At 61.9% G+C, this 24,947-nt stretch carries 24 protein-coding genes; 9 read left to right on the plus strand and 15 right to left on the minus strand.

The annotated features are described in order from the left end of the window. The first annotated feature begins 173 nt into the window (after nt 1-173). Entirely contained in the window at nt 174-1,097 is a 924-nt protein-coding gene (locus AC2YB9_RS15565) for an esterase/lipase family protein (RefSeq protein ID WP_487266271.1), read from the plus strand. Here the strand turns inward: AC2YB9_RS15565 and AC2YB9_RS15570 are convergent. Genes AC2YB9_RS15570 through cysD form a run of 3 tightly spaced genes read right to left on the minus strand, consistent with a single transcriptional unit; the run spans nt 1,094 to nt 4,586 of the window. Continuing rightward, nucleotides 1,094-1,840, minus strand: a complete 747-nt coding sequence (locus tag AC2YB9_RS15570) for a 3'(2'),5'-bisphosphate nucleotidase CysQ (protein ID WP_487266272.1) — start codon at nt 1,838-1,840, stop codon at nt 1,094-1,096. The two genes, AC2YB9_RS15565 and AC2YB9_RS15570, sit on opposite strands and share 4 nt — an antisense overlap. Next, nucleotides 1,837-3,675: an adenylyl-sulfate kinase gene (cysC, locus tag AC2YB9_RS15575; protein ID WP_487266273.1), complete on the minus strand. Its 1,839-nt coding sequence runs from the start codon at nt 3,673-3,675 to the stop codon at nt 1,837-1,839. Before cysC ends, AC2YB9_RS15570 begins: the two co-directional genes overlap by 4 nt. Beyond that, nucleotides 3,675-4,586, minus strand: a complete 912-nt coding sequence (cysD, locus tag AC2YB9_RS15580) for a sulfate adenylyltransferase subunit CysD (RefSeq protein ID WP_487266274.1) — start codon at nt 4,584-4,586, stop codon at nt 3,675-3,677. The genes cysC and cysD overlap by 1 nt, the downstream gene beginning before the upstream one ends. Nucleotides 4,587-4,737: 151 nt before the next feature. Here cysD and AC2YB9_RS15585 point away from each other — a divergent pair, with 151 nt between their 5' ends. Next, nucleotides 4,738-5,535, plus strand: coding sequence for an SDR family oxidoreductase (locus AC2YB9_RS15585; protein WP_487266275.1), 798 nt, complete (start codon nt 4,738-4,740; stop codon nt 5,533-5,535). A gap of 3 nt (nt 5,536-5,538) precedes the next feature. Here the strand turns inward: AC2YB9_RS15585 and AC2YB9_RS15590 are convergent, their stop codons facing one another. From AC2YB9_RS15590 to AC2YB9_RS15610, 5 genes are read right to left on the minus strand one after another with little or no spacing between them, the layout of a single operon-like run. After that, entirely contained in the window at nt 5,539-5,973 is a 435-nt protein-coding gene (locus AC2YB9_RS15590) for an SRPBCC family protein (RefSeq protein WP_487266276.1), read from the minus strand. Between the two features lies 1 nt (nt 5,974). Beyond that, nucleotides 5,975-7,144, minus strand: a complete 1,170-nt coding sequence (locus AC2YB9_RS15595; protein WP_487266277.1) for an acetyl-CoA C-acetyltransferase — start codon at nt 7,142-7,144, stop codon at nt 5,975-5,977. Continuing rightward, nucleotides 7,141-7,731: a TetR/AcrR family transcriptional regulator gene (locus tag AC2YB9_RS15600; RefSeq protein WP_487266278.1), complete on the minus strand. Its 591-nt coding sequence runs from the start codon at nt 7,729-7,731 to the stop codon at nt 7,141-7,143. The genes AC2YB9_RS15595 and AC2YB9_RS15600 overlap by 4 nt, the downstream gene beginning before the upstream one ends. Nucleotides 7,732-7,735: 4 nt before the next feature. Then, nucleotides 7,736-8,539, minus strand: a complete 804-nt coding sequence (locus tag AC2YB9_RS15605) for an SDR family oxidoreductase (RefSeq protein WP_487266279.1) — start codon at nt 8,537-8,539, stop codon at nt 7,736-7,738. Further along, nucleotides 8,536-9,717: an acyl-CoA dehydrogenase family protein gene (locus AC2YB9_RS15610; RefSeq protein WP_487266280.1), complete on the minus strand. Its 1,182-nt coding sequence runs from the start codon at nt 9,715-9,717 to the stop codon at nt 8,536-8,538. Before AC2YB9_RS15610 ends, AC2YB9_RS15605 begins: the two co-directional genes overlap by 4 nt. Before the next feature lie 82 nt (nt 9,718-9,799). On the opposite strand from AC2YB9_RS15610, the gene AC2YB9_RS15615 reads away from it, so the two are divergent. The 5 genes from AC2YB9_RS15615 to AC2YB9_RS15635 are packed head-to-tail and all read left to right on the plus strand — an operon-like array spanning nt 9,800 to nt 15,311. Next, a complete protein-coding gene (locus tag AC2YB9_RS15615) occupies nt 9,800-11,338 on the plus strand; it encodes an AMP-binding protein (RefSeq protein ID WP_487266281.1) in 1,539 nt (512 codons plus the stop codon). Beyond that, complete coding sequence (locus AC2YB9_RS15620; protein WP_487266282.1) at nt 11,335-12,198, plus strand: enoyl-CoA hydratase; 864 nt, start codon at nt 11,335-11,337, stop codon at nt 12,196-12,198. The genes AC2YB9_RS15615 and AC2YB9_RS15620 overlap by 4 nt, the downstream gene beginning before the upstream one ends. Continuing rightward, nucleotides 12,195-13,328: an acyl-CoA dehydrogenase family protein gene (locus tag AC2YB9_RS15625; RefSeq protein ID WP_487266283.1), complete on the plus strand. Its 1,134-nt coding sequence runs from the start codon at nt 12,195-12,197 to the stop codon at nt 13,326-13,328. The genes AC2YB9_RS15620 and AC2YB9_RS15625 overlap by 4 nt, the downstream gene beginning before the upstream one ends. Continuing rightward, nucleotides 13,325-14,236, plus strand: a complete 912-nt coding sequence (locus AC2YB9_RS15630; protein ID WP_487266284.1) for an acyl-CoA dehydrogenase family protein — start codon at nt 13,325-13,327, stop codon at nt 14,234-14,236. The genes AC2YB9_RS15625 and AC2YB9_RS15630 overlap by 4 nt, the downstream gene beginning before the upstream one ends. 10 nt (nt 14,237-14,246) lie before the next feature. Next, on the plus strand, nt 14,247-15,311 hold the full coding sequence (locus AC2YB9_RS15635) for an acyl-CoA dehydrogenase family protein (RefSeq protein ID WP_487266285.1): 1,065 nt from the start codon (nt 14,247-14,249) through the stop codon (nt 15,309-15,311). Nucleotides 15,312-15,352: 41 nt separating this feature from the next. On the opposite strand, the gene AC2YB9_RS15640 is transcribed toward AC2YB9_RS15635, so the two are convergent. The 6 genes from AC2YB9_RS15640 to AC2YB9_RS15665 form a co-directional block, all read right to left on the minus strand. Beyond that, nucleotides 15,353-15,922, minus strand: coding sequence for a hypothetical protein (locus tag AC2YB9_RS15640; RefSeq protein ID WP_487266286.1), 570 nt, complete (start codon nt 15,920-15,922; stop codon nt 15,353-15,355). Nucleotide 15,923: 1 nt separating this feature from the next. Next, nucleotides 15,924-17,525 carry a choice-of-anchor P family protein gene (locus AC2YB9_RS15645; protein WP_487266287.1) on the minus strand — a complete coding sequence of 534 codons (1,602 nt, stop codon included), beginning with the start codon at nt 17,523-17,525 and terminating at the stop codon, nt 15,924-15,926. After that, nucleotides 17,522-18,229, minus strand: coding sequence for an ABC transporter ATP-binding protein (locus AC2YB9_RS15650; protein WP_487266288.1), 708 nt, complete (start codon nt 18,227-18,229; stop codon nt 17,522-17,524). The genes AC2YB9_RS15645 and AC2YB9_RS15650 overlap by 4 nt, the downstream gene beginning before the upstream one ends. A 156-nt stretch (nt 18,230-18,385) precedes the next feature. Continuing rightward, nucleotides 18,386-19,186 carry an ABC transporter ATP-binding protein gene (locus tag AC2YB9_RS15655; protein ID WP_487266289.1) on the minus strand — a complete coding sequence of 267 codons (801 nt, stop codon included), beginning with the start codon at nt 19,184-19,186 and terminating at the stop codon, nt 18,386-18,388. Further along, the gene (locus AC2YB9_RS15660; protein ID WP_487266290.1) at nt 19,167-21,134 is read right to left on the minus strand and encodes an ABC transporter permease; all 1,968 of its coding nucleotides are present in this window, start codon (nt 21,132-21,134) and stop codon (nt 19,167-19,169) included. Before AC2YB9_RS15660 ends, AC2YB9_RS15655 begins: the two co-directional genes overlap by 20 nt. 4 nt (nt 21,135-21,138) lie before the next feature. Then, entirely contained in the window at nt 21,139-22,602 is a 1,464-nt protein-coding gene (locus tag AC2YB9_RS15665) for an ABC transporter substrate-binding protein (RefSeq protein WP_487266291.1), read from the minus strand. A gap of 132 nt (nt 22,603-22,734) precedes the next feature. Between AC2YB9_RS15665 and AC2YB9_RS15670 the strand changes: the two genes are divergently transcribed. Continuing rightward, nucleotides 22,735-23,433: a TetR/AcrR family transcriptional regulator gene (locus AC2YB9_RS15670; protein WP_487266292.1), complete on the plus strand. Its 699-nt coding sequence runs from the start codon at nt 22,735-22,737 to the stop codon at nt 23,431-23,433. 89 nt (nt 23,434-23,522) lie between these two features. Here the strand turns inward: AC2YB9_RS15670 and AC2YB9_RS15675 are convergent, their stop codons facing one another. Next, a complete protein-coding gene (locus tag AC2YB9_RS15675; RefSeq protein WP_487266293.1) occupies nt 23,523-24,167 on the minus strand; it encodes a PaaI family thioesterase in 645 nt (214 codons plus the stop codon). A 204-nt stretch (nt 24,168-24,371) separates the two neighbouring features. Here AC2YB9_RS15675 and AC2YB9_RS15680 point away from each other — a divergent pair, with 204 nt between their 5' ends. After that, nucleotides 24,372-24,920: an SDR family NAD(P)-dependent oxidoreductase gene (locus AC2YB9_RS15680; protein ID WP_487266294.1), complete on the plus strand. Its 549-nt coding sequence runs from the start codon at nt 24,372-24,374 to the stop codon at nt 24,918-24,920. The last annotated feature ends 27 nt before the right edge of the window (nt 24,921-24,947 follow it).

Below are 24,947 nucleotides of genomic sequence, written 5' to 3' on the forward strand. Positions count from 1 at the left end.
CTCAAAAGCCTGACAGCGGTCGGCCGCAGTTAGTGCATTGGGAGTTCGCGCGCTTGGCGGGGTTACGACCGTGATGCGGGTAAGCAGCTACCTCTGAGACATTGCCGGATCGTCACTTTCCGTACGTTTGCTCGTTGCATTGGTCAGAACGCGCTCTACTCATGGGGGTCCACATGCGCCGAATCACCACCATCGCAACGGTCCTCATCGCACTGACGCTTGTCGCACTGACCCTTGCAGTGTCGCCCGCGACGGCAGCCGCTAAGCCGCTCCCGGTGCCCTACAACTTCTTGCCCGCTGCAGTTTTCGGTGGGACCCCCGGCTCCAATGCGCCCGGTACGAATGACTGGACGTGCAAGCCAACGGCGGCGCACCCCCGCCCAGTCGTGCTCGTGCACGGCACGTTCGGCAACCAGAGCACGAACTGGCAGACGTACGGCCCATTACTGAAGAACAACGGATACTGCGTTTACTCGCTAACGTACGGCGCCCTCCCTGCGCCTTACCCGGTCAATGCGCTCGGTGGGTTCACCAGCATGCGCTCCAGCGCGGTGCAACTGAGTGGGTTCATCGACCGAGTGCGCACTGCCACAGGTAGCACGAAGGTCGACCTCGTCGGGCATTCGCAAGGGACTCTGATGCCAGCGTATTACCTGAAGTATCTCGGTGGAGCGACAAAGGTGAATAACTACATCTCATTGGCGCCGCTGTGGCACGGTACGGAGTTCGTCCCTGCCCCCGTCGCGAAGGCACTAGGGTTCGATCCGACCGCGATTCCGGTGTGCGTGGCGTGTGGAGAGTTTGATCCGAACTCGACCTTCATGCAGCAGATCCGCGCGGGCGGCGTCGCAGTGCCTGGCGTGCACTACGTGAACATCGTGACTAAGTACGACGAACTGGTGCGGCCGTACACGAGCGGTATCGAGAAAGGCATGACGAACATCGTCCTGCAGGAGCGCTGCAAACTCGATTACACCGAGCACTTCGAGATCGCAGCTGACCGCAACGCGTCGCTCTACGTACTCAATGCTCTCGATCCGGCACACCCCCGACCGATCACGTGCACGTTGAGCCTGCCATTCGTCGGCGGTCTTTAGCTAGCTGTTGCGATCGCGGCAAGCAGATCAGCGGCCAGATCAGCGCGACAGATAAGTAAGTCCGGCAGGTATGGATTAGCCGCGTTGTAGGTCAATGTCGAGCCATCTACCCGCGACGCGTGCAGACCAGCGGCCAGTGCCACACCGACCGGCGCCGCCGAGTCCCATTCCCATTGACCACCCGCATGCAGGTAGGCATCGGCGTCACCGCGCAGCACAGCCATCGCCTTCGCCCCGGCCGATCCCATCGGTTGTATGTCCGCACCCAGAGTCATCGCCACCGAAGCAGCGAACTCCGGTGGCCGGCTCGCACTCACCAGAAAGATCGGCCGCGATCGGCCGACGTACTCGGCCGCCGAAACGCCAGTCGAATAGACGGTCGACAAGGCTGGCTGCGCCACCGCCGCAGCAGTAATCGCCGAACCGGAAGCGCCCCGCTCCCACAATGCGACGTGAACGGCCCAGTCGTCGCGGTCTTCCATACCGTATTCGCGGGTGCCATCAAGCGGGTCGATGATCCAGACCCGATCCGCCGAGAGACGCGCAGCAGAGTCCGCAGATTCCTCCGAAAGCACCGCATCACCGGGACGTTCCGCCGCGATGAGATCGAGCAACAGATCATTGGCTTTCGCGTCGCCCGCCTTGCCCAGTTCCTTGCCGCTCAGTCCCGAGGTGCGCTGCAGGTCGAGCAGCAGTGCACCAGCTCGCTCGGCCAGATCAGCCGCAAACGCCGAATCGCTCACAATTCCTCAATGCGATCGATGACCATTCCCGCGAGCGCTGCGGCATCGCCATCACTCGGCCGCAAAAGCAGATCAGGTCGCAGTGGCGCCTCATACGGCGCGCTGATGCCGGTGAAATCCGGAAGCTCGCCCGCGCGCGCCTTCGCATACAAGCCTTTCGGATCACGGCCCTCGGCAACTTCCAAGGGCGTGTCCATGAAGATCTCGAGGAACGGCAAGTCGTCGTCCTCGTGAATCACGCGCGCCGCGTCCCGATGCGCACGATAGGGACTGACCAGCGAGACGATCGCGACGACGCCAGCATCAGCCAAGAGTTTGGCCACCTCGGCCACACGACGTACGTTCTCCTCCCGGTCCTCGGGACTGAACCCGAGGTTGGCGTTGAGTCCGTGGCGCAGGTTGTCACCGTCAAGAATGTACGCCGGCTGGCCGGCCGCGACTAGGCGGCGCTCCACCTCAACGGCCACGCTCGATTTGCCCGAGCCAGACAATCCGGTGATCCAGAGCGTCATACCTTTGGTCTTGCGCTGCTCGCGGGTCACAGCACCGCTATGCCAAACGATATTGGGCTCGTCCTGGCTCGCGCCGAGGATCATGCCAGCGGCAACGGTGTTGTTAGTGGCCTCGTCAACCAAGATGAAACTGCCGGTGTCTCGATTGCGGCGGTAGGGGTCGAAGTGCAACGGCTTCTGCGTGCGCAGCCGCACCCGACCGATCTCATTCAGTCCCAAGGTGACCGCTTCTTCATCGCGGTGCAGCGTGTTGATGTCCAGCCGGTATTCAAGGTCCTTCACCGCGACGCGGGTGTCTCGTGTGGTGTGCAAGATCGCATAGGTCGCGTCGGTCGACAGCGTGGCGTCACTGTCCATCCAGCAGATCATCGCGTCAACGTCCTGACTGCTGATCGGCCGATTATTCGGCCGGCACAGCATGTCGCCGCGGCTGACGTCGAGGTTGTCGGTCAACTCGATCGTCACGGCCTGGCCGGTGAATGCCTGGTTCAGCTTGGCTCCGCCTGGCCCCCATACGTTGCTCACCGTCGTCGAGAAACCCGACGGCAAGACGACAATCTCGTCGCCCGGTCGGAAGACACCGCCAGCGACCGTCCCGGCATAACCGCGGAAGTCGTGGAAGTCGTCTTGTTGCGGCCTGATCACATACTGGATTGGCATCCGTGTATCGATGAGGTTGCGGTCGGAAGCAACATGCAACTCCTCGAGGTGCCCGAGCAGCGCGGGTCCTTCGTACCAAGGCATCGCGGTGCTGGCGGTGACGACGTTGTCACCCAGCAGTGCCGAGATCGGGATGAAGGACAGGTCGGCGACATCGAGCTTTGATGCGAACGCCGCGAACTCTGCACGGATCTCGTTGAAGCGCTCCTGCGAATAGTCGACGAGGTCCATTTTATTCACACATAGCACGAGGTGCGGGATGCCCAAAAGAGTCGCCAGGAATGCATGCCGCCGTGACTGCTCAAGTACACCGTGCCTGGCGTCGATCAGGATCAATGCGACGTCGGCGGTGGATGAACCGGTGACCATATTGCGGGTGTACTGAATGTGGCCGGGGGTGTCAGCGATGATGAACTTGCGGTTTGGGGTCGCAAAATAACGGTACGCCACATCAATCGTGATGCCCTGTTCGCGCTCGGCCCGCAGACCGTCGGTGAGCAGCGCCAGGTCGGGACCTTCATGTCCACGAGCAGCACTAGCGGACTCCACGGCGCCGAGTTGGTCTTCGAAGATCGCCTTGCCGTCGAAGAGCAGCCGCCCGATCAGGGTGGACTTTCCGTCATCGACGCTACCGGCCGTCGCGATGCGCAGCAGTTGTGACATCAGAAGTACCCCTCTTTTTTGCGATCCTCCATGCCGGCCTCGGAAATCCGATCGTCGGCTCGAGTTGCTCCTCGTTCGGTGATGCGCGCAGCCGCCACTTCGTTGACCACTGCTTCACGGGTGGTTGCCTCAGATTCGACGCAGCCGGTGCAGGTGGCGTCACCGATCGTACGGAATCGTACGCTCGCCTCGAACGGCTCTTCGTCCGTGAGCGGTTGGATGAACCGGTTGACCGCGAGCAACATGCCGGCGCGTTCGACAACGGTGCGGTTGTGCGCGTAGTACAGGCTCGGAAGGACGATCTGCTCCTGGAGGATGTAGTTCCAGATGTCGAGCTCGGTCCAGTTGGACAATGGGAAAACGCGCATGTTTTCGCCGTTGCGGTGGCGTCCGTTGTAGAGACTCCAAACCTCCGGGCGCTGGTTCTTCGGATCCCATTGGCCGAACTCATCGCGGAAACTGAAGACGCGCTCCTTGGCGCGCGCCTTCTCCTCGTCGCGACGCGCACCGCCAAACACTGCACCGAACTGATTCTCCTTGATGCCACGCAACAGCGACACCGTCTGGAGTTTGTTGCGCGGACCCAGTGGACCGCCGATTTCGACGGCGCGACCGGTGTCAATGTCGTCCTGCACACTCGCGACGATCAACCTCAGTCCATGCCGTTCAACCGTGCGGTCTCGGAACTCGATGACCGCGTCGAAGTTCTGGCCAGTGTCGACGTGCATCAGCGGGAATGGCACGGGCGCTGGCCAGAAAGCCTTCGTCGCCAGGTGCAACATCACAACCGAATCTTTGCCGCCAGAGAACAACATGGCTGGCCGTTCGATCGTCGCGGCCACCTCGCGGAAGATGTGCACAGCTTCGGCTTCAAGCATGTCCAGATCGGTCAACTCGTACGTGTTGATCATGGCGCGAAGGGCCTTTCACCAATGTTGTGTTCGGAGAGTAACTAGAACCTGTTCTAGTTTCGCAGGTGTACGCGCCGACCGCAACCATCAATTCGAAACCCTAAATTGGCTACAGTTTCCGCATGTTCCACACCATCATCGGCCAACACGTATGAAGACGTATGTCGTCAGTGGCGCAGCCAGCGGGATCGGTGCTGCCACCACCACCTTGCTGCGCGAGCAAGGTGACCGAGTGATCACCGTCGACCTGCACGATGCCGACATAGTCGCCGACCTCGCCACACCCGCCGGTCGCGCCGAAGCCGTCGCCGAAATCCAACAGTTGACCAACGTAGTGGACGGGTTGGTGCCCTGCGCGGGCATCGCCGGCGCCACTGGCATCGACTCCGCACTTGTAGTCTCGGTGAACTTCTTCGGCGCTGTGGCCCTTGCCCGCGGGCTCCACTCACAGCTCGCTGCCGCGCGAGGCGCAAGCGTCGTCTTCATCGCTTCAAACTCGATTACCGGCATGCCCGGTTGGCGCGTATCGGTCGCCGACCGTTGTCTTGCCGGCGATGAACAAGCGGCTCGCGCCGATGCGGCCAAAGCCGATTCGGTGCTGGTCTATCCCGCAACGAAGGCCGCCTTGGCGTGGTGGGCGCGGCGCGAAGGTGTCACCGAAAATTGGATCGGACAGGGAATCCGACTCAATGCGGTGGCGCCGGGCATGATCGCTAGCCCGATGACCGATCAGCTCCTGGCGGATCCGGAGATCGGACCACTGATCGAGTCCTATCCGTCGGCGATCGGCCGGGTGGGACAGCCCGAGGAGATCGCCGCGCTGATCGCCTTCATGCTGTCCGGCGCAAGCAGCCTGATGGTCGGCTCCGTCGTCTACGCCGATGGCGGCACCGACGCGATCCTGCATCCGCAGTCGCCCGAGGGTTGGAACGTCCAACGGGCTGATTGAAAATCAGCGGCTTTCTAGGTACTTCTTAAAATCCTTGCTGCCGGTGTCGAGCGCAGTCTTCAGTACGCGTTTGAGTACGAATCCGGGCATCGGCACTTTCACACCGATCTCCAGATCCAGCACGATATGCGTGCCGGTGTCGGTTGGCGTGAGTATGTAGGTGCCAATCTGCTTGGACTGCACCGAACTCTCGGCGAGGGTCCAAGTCACCGAATTCAGGCCATCCCACGTGTAGTCAGTCACCTCTTCGTCCTTGAACCCAGCCGCACTCACCTTGGCGCGAACCCGTTGCGGGCGGCCATCGTTGTGTCGGGACTCGACCTCGGCGGACTGATGTGGGCCGGACCGTTGGGGCAGATCTTCGATCGCGGCGACCGCGTCCATGACTTGCTCAGGCGTTGCCTTGACGTCGAATTCCGTGGTTCCCGAAACTGCCATCTCAGAGCCTTTCGATGATGGTGACGTTTGCCTGACCGCCACCTTCACACATGGTCTGCAAGCCATAGCGACCGCCGGTACGCTCCAATTCGTTCAGCAGCGTCGTCATGAGTCGAGCCCCGGTCGCGCCAATGGGATGCCCCAGCGCGATACCGCCGCCGTTGACGTTGACCCGCTCATGCGGCACGTCGAACTCCTGCATCCATGCCAGCACGACCGGCGCGAAGGCCTCGTTGCACTCGAACAGGTCAATGTCGGCAATGGACATTCCAGACTTTTTCAACGCATGACGAGTCGCCGCGATCGGACCGGTCAACATCCAGATCGGATCATCGGCCCGCACCGAGATGTGGTGCACGCGGGCTCGTGGTGTGAGCTGGTGATCCTTCATGGCCTGCTCAGACGCAATCAGCAATGCGCTGGCGGCGTCACTGATCTGCGACGCGACGGCGGCGGTGATTCGGCTGCCAGGTGAGAGCGGCTGCAATCCGGCCATCTTCTCCATCGACGTATGCCGTGGCGTCTCGTCGACAGCAAAATCACCGACCGGAACGACCTCAGCATCGAACCGTCCGTCGGCGATCGCCGCCAATGCGCGCTCGTGTGATGTCAGTGCGAATTCCTCCAACTGCTCGCGGCTGAACCCCCATTTTTCGGCAATCATCTCGGCGGAGCGAAACTGGCTGACCTCTTGGTCGCCATAACGTGCGTGCCAACCCGGAGACTCCGCGAACGGCGTACTGAAGCCGTACTGGTCAGCCACCAGCATCGCCGCGGAGATCGGGATCGCGCTCATGTTTTGCAGCCCACCTGCCACCACCAGATCCTGCGTCCCGGACATCACCCCTTGCGCGGCAAAGTGCACCGCTTGTTGGGACGAGCCGCATTGCCGATCGATGGTCACGCCCGGGACATGGTCGGGCAACCCGGCCACTAGCCAGGCGGTCCGGGCGACGTCGCCAGCCTGGGAGCCGATCGTGTCGCAACAGCCCATGATCACGTCATCGACTGCACCCGGGTCGACGCCGGTGCGATCGACCAACGCACGCATGACGTGGGCGCCCAGATCGGCCGAGTGCATGCTGGCGAGCGAGCCGCCGCGTTTGCCGATCGGGGTTCTTACGGCGTCGATGATGTATGCGGTAGCTGTGTTCGAATTTGGGGAATTCATGAGGTGATCCCGTCGAGGAGAATTGTGAGGTATTGGTCGGCCACAACGTGGTGATTGAGTTTGCCGCCGGGGCGATACCACCGCACCGCGACCCAGACTGTGTCGCGGATGAAGCGGTACACCAACTCGACATCGAGGTCTTGGCGCAATGCACCTGAGCGGACTCCCTCGCCGAGCAGCGTCAGCCAGACGTCACGCGATTGGCGATTGCGATCAGCGAGGTAGTCGAAGCGGTCGAAGGTGCCGAGGAAAGCGGCCTCGTTCTGGAAGATGGCGACTTCATTGCGGCGCTTGTCGATCGCTTCGAATGACACCCGAACGGCCGCTTCGAGCTTGGCTCGCGGGTCAGCCGTGTCGGCCAAAATCTCGGTGTATTTGCCAAACAGTTCTTCTTGGAAAGAGGACAGTATCTCATCGACCATCGACTCCTTGGAGTCAAAGTGGTGATAGAGCGAGCCACTCAGGATCCCGGCCGCCTCAGCAATGTCGCGCACTGTCGTGTTCTTGAAGCCTTTCGTCGCAAACAGCTCGGCCGCAATCTGCAGGAGTTCGTCCCGCCGCGTCGAGGTATGGGTCTGATCGGTCATCCGATCACGCCCGCTGGCTCGACACGGAAACAACCTCGCCGGTGAGGTAGGAGGAGTAGTCCGAGGCGAGGAACACCATCACATTGGCGACCTCCCACGGCTCGGCAGCACGACCAAAGGCTTCTCGCTGCTTAAGTTCGGCCAGCAGTTCGTCGCTCGTGACCTTCGCCAGGAATGGGTGCATCGCGAGCGATGGTGCCACCGCGTTAATCCGAATCCCGTATGGTGCCACGTCAAGGGCGGCGCAACGAGTCAGCGCCATTACGCCCGCTTTCGCGGCGGCGTAATGCGCCTGACCCTCCTGTGCACGCCAGCCGATCACTGACGCGTTATTCACGATCACCCCGCGTTTGCCCGCCGCCCGCATTCGGTTGCCCGCGGCACGGACGCACCGGAATGTGCCGGTCAGCGTGATCTCCAATACGCGCGACCATTCATCGTCGGTCATGTCCAATACGTCGGCGGTGCCACCGAGGCCCGCATTGTTGATCATCACGTCGACACCGCCGTGCTCATCAGCAACGTCGAGCAGTGCTTGCACCTGAGCCTCGTCGGTCACATCCACGAGGAGAGCGCGAACTCGCTCAGCCCCGAACTCGGCGGCGAGCAATTCTTGCGCCTCCGCGAGGCGGCGTTCGTGGGTGTCGCTAATGACCAGCACAGCAGCGCCTTCTTCAAGTGCGCGCCGTGCAACGGCGGCGCCGATCCCAGCGCCAGCCGCGGCAGTCACGACCACCACCTTGCCGGCCAGCAGATCGTGCCCCGGAACATAATCAGGAGTAGGTTGTTCGGGTCGCATAGTTGTCATCCGCGGGGCTCCTTGGGAAGGCCGAGCACACGCTCGGCGAGAATATTGCGTTGAATCTCGTCGCTACCGCCATACAGCGTGTCCGCACGCGAGAAGAGAAAGAGTCGTTGCCAGCGATCCAGCTCGCCCGATGTTAATGAAGCGGTCAGCGATGCTGCTCCAACAACCTCCATGGCAAGTTCGCCCAGCCGTCGGTGCCAGCCCGCCCAGACCAATTTTGCGATGCTGTCGGCGCCCGGTGTCGCCGCCGTCAGCGAACGGACGGCGTTAGCCCGCATCATCTCGAATTCCGCACTCTGTCGCGCCAACCGGTCACAAAGCACTGGGTCAGCAAGGCTGCCATTGTTTCGTGCAAGGTCAATCAGATCGTCCAGCTCACGCTCAAAGCCCACTTGCTGGCCAAGTACGGACACGCCGCGTTCAAAGCCCAGCAGCGCCATTGCAACCCGCCAACCATCGCCGGCCTCACCCACGAGCATGGACGCGGCAGTTCGGGCACTGGAAAAGAAGACTTCATTGAACTCCGAGCCGCCGGTGATTTGTTCGATCGGTCGAATTTCGATGCCCGGCTGATCGAGTTCCATCAGGAGGAAGGAAAGTCCGCGGTGACCGACTGAGCCGCGCTCGGTCCGTGCGAGCACAAAAATCCAGTCTGCCTCGACAGCGAGCGACGTCCAGATCTTCTGGCCATCAACGACCCACTCGCCGGCCGTTCCGTCGCCAGCAGCATCGTCGAACACTGCACGGGTGCTCACTGCGGCAAGATCGGAGCCGGCGCCGGGCTCGGAGTAGCCCTGGCACCAAAGTTCATCGACCGACCGAATCGCCGGCAAGAAGCGTGCTCGTTGGTCGTCGGTGCCGAACTCGATCAAGGTCGGGCCGAGTAACTGCTCACCCAAATGATTCACCGTCGCTGGCGCACCAGAGCGAGCGTATTCCTCGTGGAAGATCACCTGTTGCGTCAAGCTAAGACCACGGCCGCCGTACTCCTGCGGCCACCCCAGACAGGTCCAGCCGTGTTCGGCGAGGTGACGGTTCCACGCATGTCGCTGCTCAAACGCCTCGTGATCGCGACCCGGACCGCCGAGCCCACGCAATGCAGACCATTCACCGGTCAAATTGTCGCGGAGCCAGCCGCGCACCTGTTCACGGAAGGCTTCGTCGGTGACAGCATCCACGGTCTGCTCCTTCCCAGTCGGGGTCTATCCGACTAAGGTAGCCTACCAAGCACTTGTTTGGTTTGCGCGCAAAGGAGACTCCATGGTCGACACCGTCCCGGATCTCGTGCGCCGCGCTGCGACGGAGTACGGCGACGCGACAGCCTATTCAATGGCTGGCCACACACTGACCTTCGTCGAACTACACGAGCTGATCCGTCGCACCGCAGCAGTTTATCGACACCACGGCGTTGGCACTGGCGACCGAGTGGTGCTCTGGGCGCCCAACAGCATCGAGTGGGTCGTGGCCGGTTTGGCGGCGACATACGCCGGCGGCACCCTCGTGCCAGCGAACTCGCGCTACACCGCCCATGAGGTCGCTGATCTGGTCGAACGCACTCAGGCAGCGTTGGTGATCGTCGCTGACGGCTTCCTTGGGCGCACGCAGATCGCCGATCTTCGTACGCTCGTTGACGGAGTGACAATCCTCGACCTCGCCGACCTAAATGGCCTCGCAGCAGCGGCCCAAACGATCGATCTGGATGCAGCCGAAGCCGCAGCCGATGCTGTTAGCCCCGACGACGTCGCCGATATTCTCTTCTCCTCGGGAACGACCGGTCGGCCGAAAGGCGTACTCACCGCACATCGACAGACCATTGCAGCAGCATCGAACTGGAGCGCGATCGGCGAGGTGAGCGCGGCCGATCGCTACTTGGTGATCAGCCCGTTCTTCCACTCATACGGCTACAAGGTCGGCATCCTGGTTGGCCTACTGCACGGGTGCACGCTCTACCCGATGGCAATGTTTGACACCTCGGCCGCGCTCGCGCTGATCGAGGCCGAACGGATCACCATGGTCCCCGGCGCGCCCGCGATCTTCCTCGGTTTGCTCGAGTCGCCCGACTTTGCAAACACTGACACATCGTCCTTGCGGTTCGCCAACACCGGCGCTGCGAACGTACCGGTGGCCCTAGTCGAACGGCTACAGCGCGAGCTGACCTTCGATCTGGTGATCACCGCGTTCGGTATGACCGAATGTGTTGTCGCCACGATGTGCCGCCGCGGCGACAGCGACGAGACCGTCGCCAATACCTGTGGCCGCGCCATCGACGGTATCGAGATAGCTATTGCCAATCCCGATACCGGTGAACATCTTGCCGCTGGCCAAGAAGGCGAACTACTGCTCCGCGGCTCACAGGTGATGCTCGGCTATCTCGACGATCCCGCCGCGACCGCCGAAGCGATCGATTCGGACAAGTGGCTACACACCGGCGACGTCGGCGTGCTCGATGAGACCGGCTACCTCCGCATCACCGATCGACTCAAAGACATGTACATCTGTGGCGGCTTCAACGTCTATCCGGCCGAAATCGAGCAGGCTCTAACCCGACTCGACGGCGTGCTCGACGCGGCAGTGATCGGAATACCCGACCGCCGACTGGGCGAAGTCGGCAAGGCTTACGTCGTTCGGCGCGACACAGACGCACCCGACGCCGATGCGGTCATCGGTTTCGCCCGCGAACGACTAGCCAATTTCAAGGTCCCGCGCGAGGTCGTTTTCATTGACTCACTCCCCCGAAATTTGTCCGGCAAGGTCCTAAAGAACGAGCTGCGTACCGCAGCCGAACGGAGCACGTCATGAGTGAAGAAGTGGTGACCTACGAGGTCGTCGATCAGATCGCGCGCATCACGCTGAACCGGCCCGAATACCGGAACGCACAGAATTCGAAGATGACCTACGCACTCGATGCGGCCTTCCAACGCGCGACCGATGACGATGACGTCAAGGTCATCATTCTGGCTGGCAACGGCAAGCACTTTTGTGCCGGCCACGACATCGGCACGCCGGGCCGCGATGTGGATCAATCCTTCGAACGCAAAGCCGTGATCTGGTGGGACCACACCGATAAAGCCGGCGGCGACCAACGGTTTGCCCGCGAGTCAGAGGTCTATCTCGGTATGTGCCGACGCTGGCGCGAGGTGCCCAAACCAGTGATCGCGATGGTCCATGGCGCCTGCATTGCCGGCGGGCTGATGCTGGCCTGGTCCTGTGACTTCATCGTCGCTTCCGATGACGCGTTCTTCTCCGACCCGGTGGTGCGGATGGGCATCCCGGGCGTCGAATACTTCGCGCACCCGTGGGTAATGAATCCACGGGCCGCCAAGGAGTTCCTCTACTCCGGGGATCGATTCACCGCTGACCGCGCCTTGGCACTCGGCATGGTCAATCAGGTCGTGCCCGCCGATGAGCTGGAGCAAACCACGATGGCGCTCGCGGGCCGGATCGCACAGATGCCATCCTTCGGCCTCGCGCTGACCAAAAAAGCGGTCAACCAGGCCGAGGATCTGCAAGGCCTGCGGGCCGGAATGGACTCAGTTTTCGGACTGCATCACTTCGCACACGCGCACAACGCCGAGACGTCAACAGACTCACTTGGCGGCCTCGATGCCAAATCGATGGCGAAGAAGGGTCGCGAGCAAAAGGATGGGGAGCGCGGGTGAAACTCGACCTTTCCGCCGACGAGTTCGCATTCCGAGATGAGGCTCGGGCCTGGCTGGCAGCGAACGTCCCGAGCGAGCAGTTGCCGTCGATGGACACCGCAGCGGGATTCATCGCCCACCAACAATGGGAACGCCAACTCGCCGATGCGAGCTGGTCGGTTGTCTCTTGGCCCGAAGAATTCGGCGGTCGTGGCGCCTCTCTCGTCGAGTGGGTCATCTTTGAGGAGGAGTACTACCGCGCAGGAGCACCGGGACGCGTTTCACAGAACGGCATCTTTTTGCTCGCACCAATCGTCTTCGATCATGGGACCGCCGACCAGCAGCAGCGTTGGCTGCCATCAATGGCGACCGGCGAAACGATCTGGGCGCAGGCATGGTCCGAACCCGAAGCCGGCTCAGACCTCGCCTCGTTGCGTTCGAGCGCGAAGCCGGTCGAGGGCGGCTGGTTGTTAAACGGCCAAAAGACCTGGTCCTCCCGGGCCGCGTACGCACACCGGGGATTTGGGCTGTTCCGTTCCGACCCGAGCGCCGAACGGCATCACGGATTGACCTATTTTTGCTTCCCCCTGGCTGCCGATGGGGTGACCGTGCGACCAATCGCGCAACTCGATGGCGAGGCTGGTTTTGCCGAATTGTTCTTTGACGACGTTTTCGTACCCGATGCCGATGTGCTCGGGGAGCCCGGCGACGGCTGGCGAGTGGCGATGAGTACCGCTGGGAACGAACGCGGGTTGTCGTTGCGCTCACCGGGACGCTTCTGCGCCGCGGCCGACCGTCTGCTCAACCTGTATTCCGACGCCCCAAATCCAGCCCTTTCGGGTGCAGTCATCGACGCCTGGATGCGAGCTGAGGCTTATCGGCTCTACACCTGGGGCACGGTCACCAAGATCGCCGGGGGCGGTGACATCGGGGCAGCCGGTTCAGCCAACAAGATTTGGTGGAGCGAACTCGACGTAGCACTCCACGAGACCGCACTGGATCTGCTCGGTTCACAGGCAGAAGTCGCATCGACATGGACCGACGGCTACCTCTTTGCGCTTTCCGGCCCGATCTACGCCGGCACCAATGAGATCCAGCGCAATATCGTCGCCGAGCGAATCCTCGGCCTGCCGCGGGAGCCACGAGCATGAGATTCGAGTTGACCACAGAGCAGACCGGCTTCGCCCGCTCCCTCGATGACCTGCTTTCTCGCGCTGACAGCATCGGTGCGAACCGCGCTTGGGCAGCTGGCGATCACCAACCCGGCATTCGGCTGTGGTCCCGGCTGGCCGACCTCGGCGTGACGTCGCTCGCTACCGAAGCAACACCGGTCGAGGTCTGCATCGCATTCGAAGCCTTGGGCCGCTACGCCGCACCCGGACCGTGGATCGAATCGGCGGCCTATCTGCCGTTGGCGCTGCCGGCCATCGACCTTTCGGCGTCGCGGGCGACGGTGGCCGTAACACCGCACGTGTCTTTTGCCCTCGATTCAGACGTTGTCGACGACACGTATGTCGCCACCGATACCGGGCTGCACAAAGCAATTGTGGGAAATCGTGTCGAGTCAATTGACCCCAGTCGCGGGCTTTGGGACGTCACGCCCGGCGACCCAGTGGAGCACGGTGATCTCGACGCAGCCTTCGATCTGGCCGCCCTCGCGACCGCCGCCGAATTACTCGGCGCAGGTGAACGCGTGCTCGCCGACTCCGTGACGTACGTGAAGCAGCGAACGCAGTTCGGCCGCACGATCGGCTCCTACCAAGCGATCAAACATCAGTTAGCCGATGTACGAATCGCGCTCGACTTCGCCCGACCCCTCGTCTATGGCGCCGCCGTGGATCCGAGCCCCCGCTCGATCTCGGCCGCGAAGATCCAGTGCACAGAAGCGGCTAACCTCGCCGCTCGTGCAGGCCTACAGGTCCATGGTGCGATCGGTTACACCGAAGAATACGATCTGAGCCGTTGGCTGCTCCGCATCCGCGCGCTGCGGTCGACCTGGGGCACGTCAACGTTCCACCGCGGACGATTACTCAACGACTTGCTGGCGGACCAGATATGACGGACTGGACATGACGGATTTGGTGCCCACCAAGGAACACACCGAGCTGGCAGCCGCTGTGCAAAATTTGCTGAGCAAGCGCTCCGACAGTCAGGCAGTCCGGCGTGCGATCGAGTTGCCGACCGGCTATGACCCCGATCTCTGGGCGACGCTATGCGACCAGATCGGGGTGGCCGCATTGACCGTCCCCGAAGAGCACGGTGGAGCTGGCTTCACGCTCGCCGAGGCAGCTGTCGTATTAGAAGAACTCGGCCGGACACTGACCCCGTCGCCGCTGCTCGCATCGATCGTCACAACCGCCGTCCTCGTCGCAACTGAGCACCCTGAGCCGCTGGCCCGCATCGCCGAAGGAGCAGTCGCAACCATCGCTTGGTCGGGCATCACCGGCCCGGTCGACGCACCCGTGGGGGTGACCTGGTCCGACGGCACCCTGCATGGATCGGTTTCCCCAGTGCTCTGCGGCGATGTCGCCGAGATCCTCGTCGTCGTCGCCACACACGCCGTTGGCGTTGGCCTCTTCCGCGTGTATCCGACGGCTTCGGGCCTAACCCGCACGCGGCTTACTGGCATGGACCCAACCATTAGTTTCGGCCAGCTCCAATTCGATGCCGTCGAGGCGGCGCCAATCGACATGGACGCAGTTTCTGCCCTCGCGACAGCGCACCGAGTCGGCACCCTCGCGACCACGGCACTCCAGGTCGGCTGCGCTCAACGTGGTCTGGATATGACCGTCGCATACACGAAAGAGCGTGAACAATTCGGTCGCCCGATCGGCTCGTTCCAGGCGCTCAAGCACCGCATGGCCGATCTACTGGTCCTGGTGCAGATGTCCCGCGCGGGGGCCTGGGCCGCAATCCAAGCGCACGCCCACGGCGCACCCAACGCGGACCGGCTGGCAGCGGCCGCGGCGTCATACTGCGCCGACGCCGCCATGGCGGTCGCAGGCGAAACCGTCCAATTACACGGCGGTATCGCGATCACGTGGGAACACGATGCCCAACTGGTCCTCAAACGTGCGCAGGCATTAAACCAACTCTTCGGGCTCCCCCACCATCGGCGAGCTGCTCTGCTGTGATCTCCGTCTGACGGCCACTCTCCGTGATCCAGAGATCTCGATCAGGCTCGAGGTGCCCCGGGGTTGCAGAGCCTGCACGGCGTGAGGTCGCTGGCATCTGCACCGGCGGTTCGCAGATCATCACGACCGGCGACCAAGCTGCAATCGGCACGATGCACGCTGGTACCGCCGCCAGCCACCACGAGGACCGCCCCAGCGTCACGGGCACCGACCGGCGCGGCAGCCGCGGCGCTGTGGGCCACCGCGTCGGACAGCAGGAGTAGCGTGTCGGAAAGTTGGCCTTGCGCGGCCTTCTGATCCGACGCGATCCGGGCAAGCCAGGATCCGAAATAGAGGAAACCGCCGACGAAGGTTAGGCCAAGTCCGAAGATGCCGGAGACCAAATAGGCGTTCTGGTCGAACACATAAGGGGTATGAGCGCTGCCGTACCAACTGAGGCCGATCACGATCAGGCCCAGCGGTAGCAGCACAGCACCTGCGATGAACAGCACCAGATGCAGCAACTGGGCAGGGTCGTTGCGCAGCGGAGCGACACCATTACGCGAGCCTGCACGGGGCATCATGTGGGGTGTTGTCTGGGTGGGCTGTACGGCTGCCCGTTGAATGGTCATGTCAGGCCTTTCTGAGATCTGGGATACCGACCCTGAGGCCGAAAGAACACGCGGAGGCGGCACCGAAAAGCAAGAGCCCTGCGGAGCGTAGATACCACCCGACGCCAGCGGCGAGTGCGAGCCCGCCGAACAGGAGCAGCATCGGCACGCTGCCCAGTGGGGGCAGGCCCTTGGCGACCGGAACGGTTGCCAGATTCGTATTGAGATCGCCGCCGCCAGAGGCCGCCGGAGGACTCGCGTCGAGCCCAGGCGTTCCAGCCGTGCCCAAGGTACCCGCGCTCGCGCTCCCGCCCGCACCCCCGCCTGTAGAACCAGGCGTCGAGGTGCCGGGTCCGCCACCTAGGCCCAGCGACGAAACGGTAGTCGCAGAGACCTCGGCCGTGCCCAGATGCAGGACCAGCTTGGGTGCGATCGTGTTGAGCGATAGGAGCAGACCCTTGAGCAAGTTAGCCTGACCTGGGAGTGGTGGGATTTTGTTCACCAAGCCGTCAATCGGCAGTTGAGGCAACTTAGAGCGCAGTGGTTTGGTGTCCAAGGTGATCCGCACTGCTTCGGCCGAGATCGAACCGGCCGAACCCTTCTTAGTGACCTCGGGTTTGGGCACCTCGATGGCGACCCCTAGTTGCTTGAGCAAGGCTGCCGCTGAGGTCGGGATGCCCGGGATCGGTGTGGTCTTGCCCGCAGCGGTGAATCCTTCGGGACCGTAGGAGAACTTCTGACCGACGATATTCATACCGCCAACGTCGACTGTCTGACTCGTCTTCGCACCACCCGCCAGAGTGCTCGTGACCTTGGTGACGACGTTTATGCCATTGAGCTTGATCAAGCCGCCGAGAAGCCGAAGTTCACCGATCCGGCTGGTCGCGGTCGCGGTCACGGCGTCGCCTTCATAGTCGGTACTGGAGACGCTCGTCATTCCGTCGAAGTCGATGAGTAAGCCCAACGCTCCCAGCGGGTTCGGGGTCGCGGGCGCCGATTTGGGGCCAATGAGCTGGCTCAACGCATCCAGCGGGTTGGCGGATTTCGTCTTGTCACCGCCGGTGTCACCATCGGAGACATCTGAGCTCGTGTAGCTGACCTTGGCAATCGTTCGTTTGGCGCCGGCGTCAGCCCGGCCGACCATTCCTGGAAAAAATTCCTGAACCTGCTGAGGGCTGTCACCTGGGAATCCGGCGTTCGCCTGGACCGGGTAGCCACCGCCGGTGATCGCTGCGGGGAGGCCAAGCTGTTCACCAAAGGTCTTCAATCCCTCGCCGAGCGCCGCGCCTGGCCACATCGCCGAGGCACGCGCACTCGTCGCCGGACCTGAGCTACCGAGTACCCGCGTGTACGACAAGTCGAACTCCGCCTGCGGATCTGTCGGAATCGGGATCGCCGGTTCAAAAATCTCCAGCTTGAGCGGAGTGGCGGTGGCCGTCGTGGTGAACCCGCCGTACGCCGCAGCGTGCGCAGGTGTTGCCCCCGCCGCTGTCCCGCCGGCGACCAGACCAAACGCCAGCAAAACGGTGGCGGTGCGCTTCGCGCGTCTGCCCAGTGATTGGGCACGCCCGACGACCGACTTGTCGTAGAACGTCTTCTCGTGCTTGTGCTGGCCACAGGTCATGCGGCACCTCCCAGAATGACGTCAGCCATGATCTCGCTGATCTCGCTCGGTTCTCCGGTGGCCACGATGCGGCCTCCGGTCATGACTGCTGCATAATCAGCGACTTTCAATGCGGTTCGCGCGAACTGTTCGACGACCAGGATCGACACCCCAGACTGGGCGATCTGCCCGACGGTCTCGTAAAGATCGTCGACAATCAGTGGTGCCAGGCCCATCGAGAGTTCATCAAGGAGTAGCAGTGCCGGGTCCGAGTTCAGTGCTCGCGCCATCGCGAGCATCTGTTGTTCGCCACCAGACAATGTCCCGGCGAGCTGGTACCGACGTTCGTGCAGTCGCGGGAAGTAGGAGTAGGCAGTGTCGTAGACCTGGTTCGCGCTGACGCCCGCGTACGACATCAGCAGCAGGTTCTCTTCGATGGTCAAGTTCGGGAAGACGCTGCGTCCCTCCGGGATGGTAGTCAGGCCCAGGCGGGCCAGGTCGTCAGGCTTGGCGCCGGTGACATGGACTCCCGCCAAATGGATGTCGCCCGAGGTCTGCTCCATTTGGCCCGAAATGACCTTGAGCAGAGTGGACTTGCCAGCGCCGTTCGGGCCGAGCAGCGCGACCACGGCACCGCGGGGCACAGCGAGGTTGACCCCACGCAGGACTTCGATTCGGCCATAGGCGGCGTGCAGGTCAACGACCTCCAGGATCGGTACGCTCACAGTGCCACCTGCCAAGAAAAGGCACGATAGGCAGACAACACCGTAATCCTTCGATCGTTCACTCGCTGACGCTCACTCACAGTGCCACCTGCCAAGAAAAGGCACGATAGGCAGACAACACCGTAATCCTTCGATCGTTCACTCGCTGACGCTCACTCACAGTGCCACCTCATTGGTCACCGGCAGGACTTTCGTCTCGTCCAACTCAGCTGCAACGCTGTCGCCGCTGTATCCCAAATATGCCCTCTGAACGACCGGATTGGCGCGGGTCTGCGCGGGCGTACCCGCTGCGATGATCGAGCCAAAGTCGAGGACATGGATGCTGTCACAGACCCGCATCACGAGGCCCATATCGTGTTCGACCATGAGGATGGTGCAACCCGCGGCGGCCAACTCGAGCAAAAGGTCACCGAAAGCCTCGGTCTCGGTCTCGTCCAAGCCAGAGGACGGTTCGTCAAGGAGCAGCAGCCGCGGGTCACATGCGAGTGCTCTGGCGACCTCAAGAAGTCGGGCGGTGCCGGTCGGCACGGAGTCGGCGCGCTCTTCGGCGTAATCCGCGATGCCGACGCGTTCGAGTAATGCCGCGATCTCGAGATCGGCCGAGCCGTTGGCCGTTCGCAGCACCCCGCGGAATCCATTGTGGATGTCGAGTGCAACGCGGACGTTGTCCTCGACGGTCAGCGAGCCAAAAGCCTCCAGCCGCTGGAAAGTGCGACCCATGCCATGTCGCGCACGCCGGTGAACGGGCATTCTGGTGATGTTCTTGCCGTCGAGGAGAACCCGGCCCGACGTGGGGGCCTGCAGTCCGGTGATCACGTTGAAGCAGGTGGTCTTGCCGGCGCCATTCGGACCGATCAGTCCGGTGACTGTGCCTGGCTCGACCTGAAAACTCGCGTGGTTGACGGCGGTCACACCGCCGAATTGGACGACCACATCGTCAATGTGCAGCAACGGCATCTGGGTCCACCTCCTCACAGCTAGCCTCATCTTCGCCCGATCGCATCCTTGAAGGCAGCTTCAGCACCAACTCCGGATATCTAGCAGCGAGCGCTGGGTAGATCTTCTCCTGGATCCACTTCGGGACCTGGAAGAGCTTGTTCGCCAATCCGTTCGGGTCTCGAGCAAGCAAGACCGCACCGACACCAAGGAGCAGAAACAACAGCCCTGCGATCGATGGGTTGTTCGACTGCGCCACTGGGAGGTACATCAGGAAGATCCCGCCGAGTGCGGCGCCCGTCACCGACGTAACACCCCAGACAACGGCCATCAGCAGGAGCAGCAGGCTCGCGAAGAATTGGAAGTCGAACGCCACGATGGTTCCTCGGAGTCCAGCGAAGAGCGCCCCGGCAAGGCCCGCGATACCCGCGGACGCTGCGAACAGACTCACTCGGAGCCAGCGCATATCAACACCGAGGGTCCCGGCGGCGGCCGGACTGTCACGCACCGCGATCAGAATCCGGCCCAGCCGACCACGCCGTATAGCAAGGACAGCCACAGCTATGAGCACGAAGAAAACCGTCATCATCACCGCGTACGCCCCAGTGCCATCTATATTCACGCCGAGGATGGACAGCCGTTCGGCCTGCAACGGGTTGTCGAACTTGAACGCAAACGAGGCCTGAAAAACGAGTTTGTCCATGAGTTGTGCGAACGCCAACGTCGCCAACGCGAGGTAGAGGCCAGTCAGACGCAATACCGGGATAGCTACCAGCGCGCCGACAGCAGCCGCGATGAGCACTGCGAACAGAAGCCCCAACAGGTTCGGCTGGTCGATCTTGGCGTAGGCGACTGCACCGACGCCAGCGAAGGTGAACTGAGCCAGCGACACGTAGCCGCCGTACCCGGTCAACAAGACCAGCGAGAGCATCACGATCGCATAGGTGGCCGCGGTGCCAACCAGAAGCAACTTAGAGTCGGGCATTCCGACGGCGAGAATGAGGACAAAGAAAACGAGCACGGCTCCCCAGCGCGCGGCCCGGCCCAGCGTCGGCACTGGCGCGGAAAGCATCCCTTTGACCTGACCGATCCGCAGCGGCGCCTGAGGAAGGAGCACCAAAATCACGAACAAGAAAAGCGTCGGGATAACGGCGGGCAGGCCCGGAACCTTGTCGCTGAACGGAATGTTCTGGAGGTAGCCCACGACATATGATTGTGCGATTCCGAGCACCATTGCCCCCACATAGGTCATCGGCAAGCTGGTGAGTTTGCCAAGCATTGCCGCGGCGTATGCCGAAATCACCAGCAGAGTGAGGTCGTAATACTGCAGACCGACCACCGGCGCGAGCAGGATGCCGGCCAACGCTGCCAGCGAGCTGCCGATCGCCCAGGCGAGCGCCGCTACCACTTGGGGCCGGCCGCCGTAGAGCTGGAGCAGTTCGGGGTTGTCAACCGAGCCGCGCATCGCAGTCCCGATCCGGGTCCTAGTGAGCAGGACGTACAGACCCATCGCAACCACAGCCGAGAGGGTCACCGTGATGAGCTCTTGCCAGGTGATCACGATAGAACCGAGGGTGATCAATTGCCCCTCAAAGAACTGCGGCAGTGTCCGCGCCGCCGGTGGCCAGATCTGGGTGGCGGTGCCGATCAGGGCAACCAGAAGGCCAACCGTAACGACGAGCGAAACGCTGACCGGCGCCGAACCAAGGCCTCGTGCGAGCACTCGCTGGATGAATACGCCGAACAGAGGTGCTGCCACGAAAAGCACGAGAATGAGCGAAAGCCAAACTGGGATGCCCTGCTTCACCGAGAAGTCCCAATAAACGAAGGCGAAGACCATCCCAACGGCACCGTGGGCGATGTTGAAGACCCGGGTGGTGCTGTAGGTCAGAACTAAGCCACTGGCAGCAATCGCGTAGGCCGAACCGGTAAAGATCCCAATGATGGTGTAGGAAATGAGCGCACTCACTTGGTCACCGGGCCGAGCTGTAGCCGTGACAAACGTAAGCCGTGCCCTTCAATGGCACCCACTTTCCGTTCCGCAGTTGCAGGAACCGTGCGCATGCGGCCGCGTGTTTGCCGCCGACGTCCATGGGACTGTGCAATCCGCTGGCAGCCCACTGGCGGACTCCCTTGATCTTCGCGACCAACGACGCTCGGGTGAGCTTGCCGCCCAGCTTGAGCGACTCTTCGACGAAGAGTTTGGCCGCCGACCACGCATACAGTCCGAAGAACGTTGGAGTCGCGCCTGGTGCGGCCTGTTGGAGCCACTGCTTGTAGCGGTTGAGCTCGGGTTGTGACTCTTCAAACGGGGTGAAGTCGGTGAAGGTGATGGCACCTTCGACAGCTGATCCGCCGCTCTTGACGAAGCCCGCGTCATAAACCGTCGGGTCGAAGAACAGGACATCAGGTTTGTAATTTGCTGACTGCATTGCCTTAGCGAGCCTGACGCCTTGCTGGTAACCGCCGATAAATTGCACCCAGCGAACTCCCTTGCTCTTCAGTTGCTGGACGTAGGGGCCGTAATTGAACTCGGCAACATCGATGCCCGAGGAATAGACGAACTTCATCCCCCGCTTGGTCTCGACCTTTTGCTGGGTTGCCGCGTTCTCCGCAGCAGCACCCGCAGTCAGATAGAGGAAGGCTGCCTTCTGACTTGCGGCCTTGTAGTTCTTGACAAAGAAATCCGGGACCACATTGCCGAACTCATTGGCACCGACCGCCCGTACGCCAAAGCAGGTGCTGCAATTGTTCCGGGTCGCAGTCGTCGCGGCGGTGCGAATGTCTGGGAGTCCACAGGATTGTGCGGCTCCGGCGCCGCCTGAGTCAAACGCAGACATCGAGCCGACCGCTGCAAACGTCGACTCACAGAGCTTCGCATACGCTTGCTGGTCGGCGCCGGCATCGGTGCGGGAGTCCAAGGTCGTCAAGGCAAGTTTGCGGCCGCAGATGCTTGACGTTGCGTTGAAATAGGCGACATACGCCTTAGTGCCTTGCTGCGCAGATGTGAACAGCCCTGGGACCGGGCCGCTGATATCTGAAGCGTTGCCGATCGAGATCGTTTTGTCGGTGATGCCCTTTTGGTTCTTGAATCCACTGCACGACGCGGCAGTCACACCAGAAATGGCTCCTTTGCCGCCATCTCCCGAAGTGCCCGAGGTACCTCCCGAGGTACCTGCGGTATCGGGATCGCCCGCAGTACCTGTGTCGCCCGTGCCGGAGTCGCTTCCGTTCGGCCCCGCGACACTGCCATTCGTTCCATTTGCGCTTACGGCGCCGGGGTCATTCGCGGACCGCACATAAGCGGGGTCGAGTTGAGATCCACCGCAAGCGGCCGGGAGGACGAGCATGAACGAAATCAGACCACCGACTGTGACGCGTCGGGCGCGTTGCCAGTTGCCGGACAGGGTGTCGGAGTTTGGGCTCGAGCGTCGCAAGGCTGAAACCTTAAGATATGAGTAGGATGTTGTGATCTAACACACGGTCACTCAAATAAACGACGAGTCACAAAAATAGTTACGAAAATAGAAAATTGGTTAGCATCCGCCACCTAGAACCATTCGGACATCTTGACCACCACAGCCTGGAAGGCAGCCCTCTTGACGAAAGCAATATCACAGCCAACATCAGATCTGGGCGCCAACAGTGCAGCTACGTCGCGCGCGGCTCAGCGTCGAGAGGCGCGTCGTGCTGACAACCGAGACGACATCCTCGATGCGGCCGAACGGATCTTTGCGGAGTTTGGCATCGCCGGCGGATCTATCCGCAAGATCGGGGCTGATTCGGGTTTTTCGGCTCCCGCGATCTACACCTTCTTCGAGAACAAGCAGCAACTACTCACCGAGACACTGACTCGTCGGGGCGAGGAACTTCTGCAAGGCATGCGCGCAGTCGGCGAGAACCAGCCAGAACCACTCGAGGGACTGCACGGGATCATCGATGTCACGGTTGCATTTTTTGAGGCGCACCCGAACTTTGGACAACTTCTCCACCACGTGCGTGGCATGGCCCAACTCGCTAGCCCGCCGTTAGGCGAGTTCGAGCCAGGTGGCCTGGACCTGTTCCTGGAAGCGCGAGGAATTATCGCTGGCTTCATCAGGGCCGGCCAAGACGTCGACACCATCCGTTCGGGTGACGCTAACGCTCTGGCGCACCTTTATGAGGTGCTTATCAACGAGTTCGTCAGAGCAGCCGACGGCGCGGGCCGCCTGACCCAGAAACAACTTCACGACTTCATCGGTGGAGCTTTGAGCACGCCCACGTCGTGACGATTTTATGCGCAGCAGATGTCAGACGTTGATCGCGCGGCCTGATGCGAGGTCAATGTCGCCCAGTTTGGTCCGTTCATTGCAGCCGTTCAGTCTAGGGAACCGACCTCGGCCGAATTGGCCTCGTCGTGTGCCCACCGCGGCGTGATGAACAGCCCGTTCGCCTCGACTGCTGGTTCGTTGCCATGGTCGTCAGGCCCGATGTGTGCCGTGACGGTGACCTTCCGGCCACTCACCTTCGTGATCTGTGCCCACAGGTGGATTCGCCCCAATGGAAGTGGGCGCAAATAGCGCAGGTTCAGAGTGCCGGTCACGACGAGTCGGGTATGGGCGTCGCTTGCGGTCTCGCCCATGAGGTGGTCAAGCAGGAGCGCCGAAACGCCCCCATGAACACAGCCCGGAGGACCTTCGTAAGCCACACCAAGATCAACCTCCGAACGTATGGCGCCGTCGTTTCCACACTTCAGAACCACCGGAGGTGCGATCGCATTGCGGACGCCCACGACGGCGTTGCCCCAGTTCCAAACCCTGCCTTCGGTGTTGAAGCGAATACCAGCTGGGAAAGATGCGGCATCCTCGCCAAGCACTAGCGCCGCCTGTTGAATCAGATCGCGGGCGGCAGCGATCTGCTCGGGTTCTACCTGTGTCCTGATCGCGACATCGACAAGGCCACGGATGTCACCAGCCAGCGCCCCATGACGTAGTTCAGAGGCTTCAACCTCGGCGGTTGACATATCCGAGTGGAGAAAGGACTGGGACGATAGCGTCATGAACCGGCCGCAAATCCGAAGGGGCTTTCAGGTTTGCGGCTGGCAGGCGAGGCCGGCGGCATGATTTCGTTGCGCATACGACTGATGATAGAACGTGTTCTACTATTAGTGGATGTGGGCAGTCCCTCGAGTCACTGCTGATCAATCAAGAGAACCGGTGAAATCCAGATGAAGCGTGATCTGACTGGCAAAATTGTTGTTATATCCGGCGGTGGCCGTGGCGTCGGGACCGCGACTTCGAAACTGCTCAAGAGTGTCGCTGCGACCGTGGCTGTGTGCGATCTCGATGCCGCCGTGATGGAGCCGACGATCGAAGGGCGTTCGGCCCACGGCATCGTCGCGCTAAAGCGGATGGCGGTTATCTACGGCACGAAGGAAGTGGTCGCGCAGATGAAGACGCGCGGGGCACGCGGTCACATCGTCAACATCTCCAGCGCGGCGGGCCGGATCCCCATTGCTGGCGCGTCCACGTACGTTGCAAGCGAGCATGCGGTCAGCGGATTCTCCAACTCGCTCCACATTACTGCGGTCCACCCAGCGATCATCAACACCGAGCTCGCAATGGGGTTCGCTGTGAACAAGGGTTCAGCCGAGTCCGTTACAGTCGAGCAGGTCGCGGCCCGCATTTCGTCCGCGCTCGACGACCCACGACGCAAAACCTACGAAGCGCGAGCCGCGCGAAGTGCGCGGGCAGCTGACAAAGAGTTCCACAAATGATGCGCCGCGACTCACCAAGAACTAGGT

The sequence above is a fragment of the Aeromicrobium changchenzhani genome, from assembly GCF_057586615.1.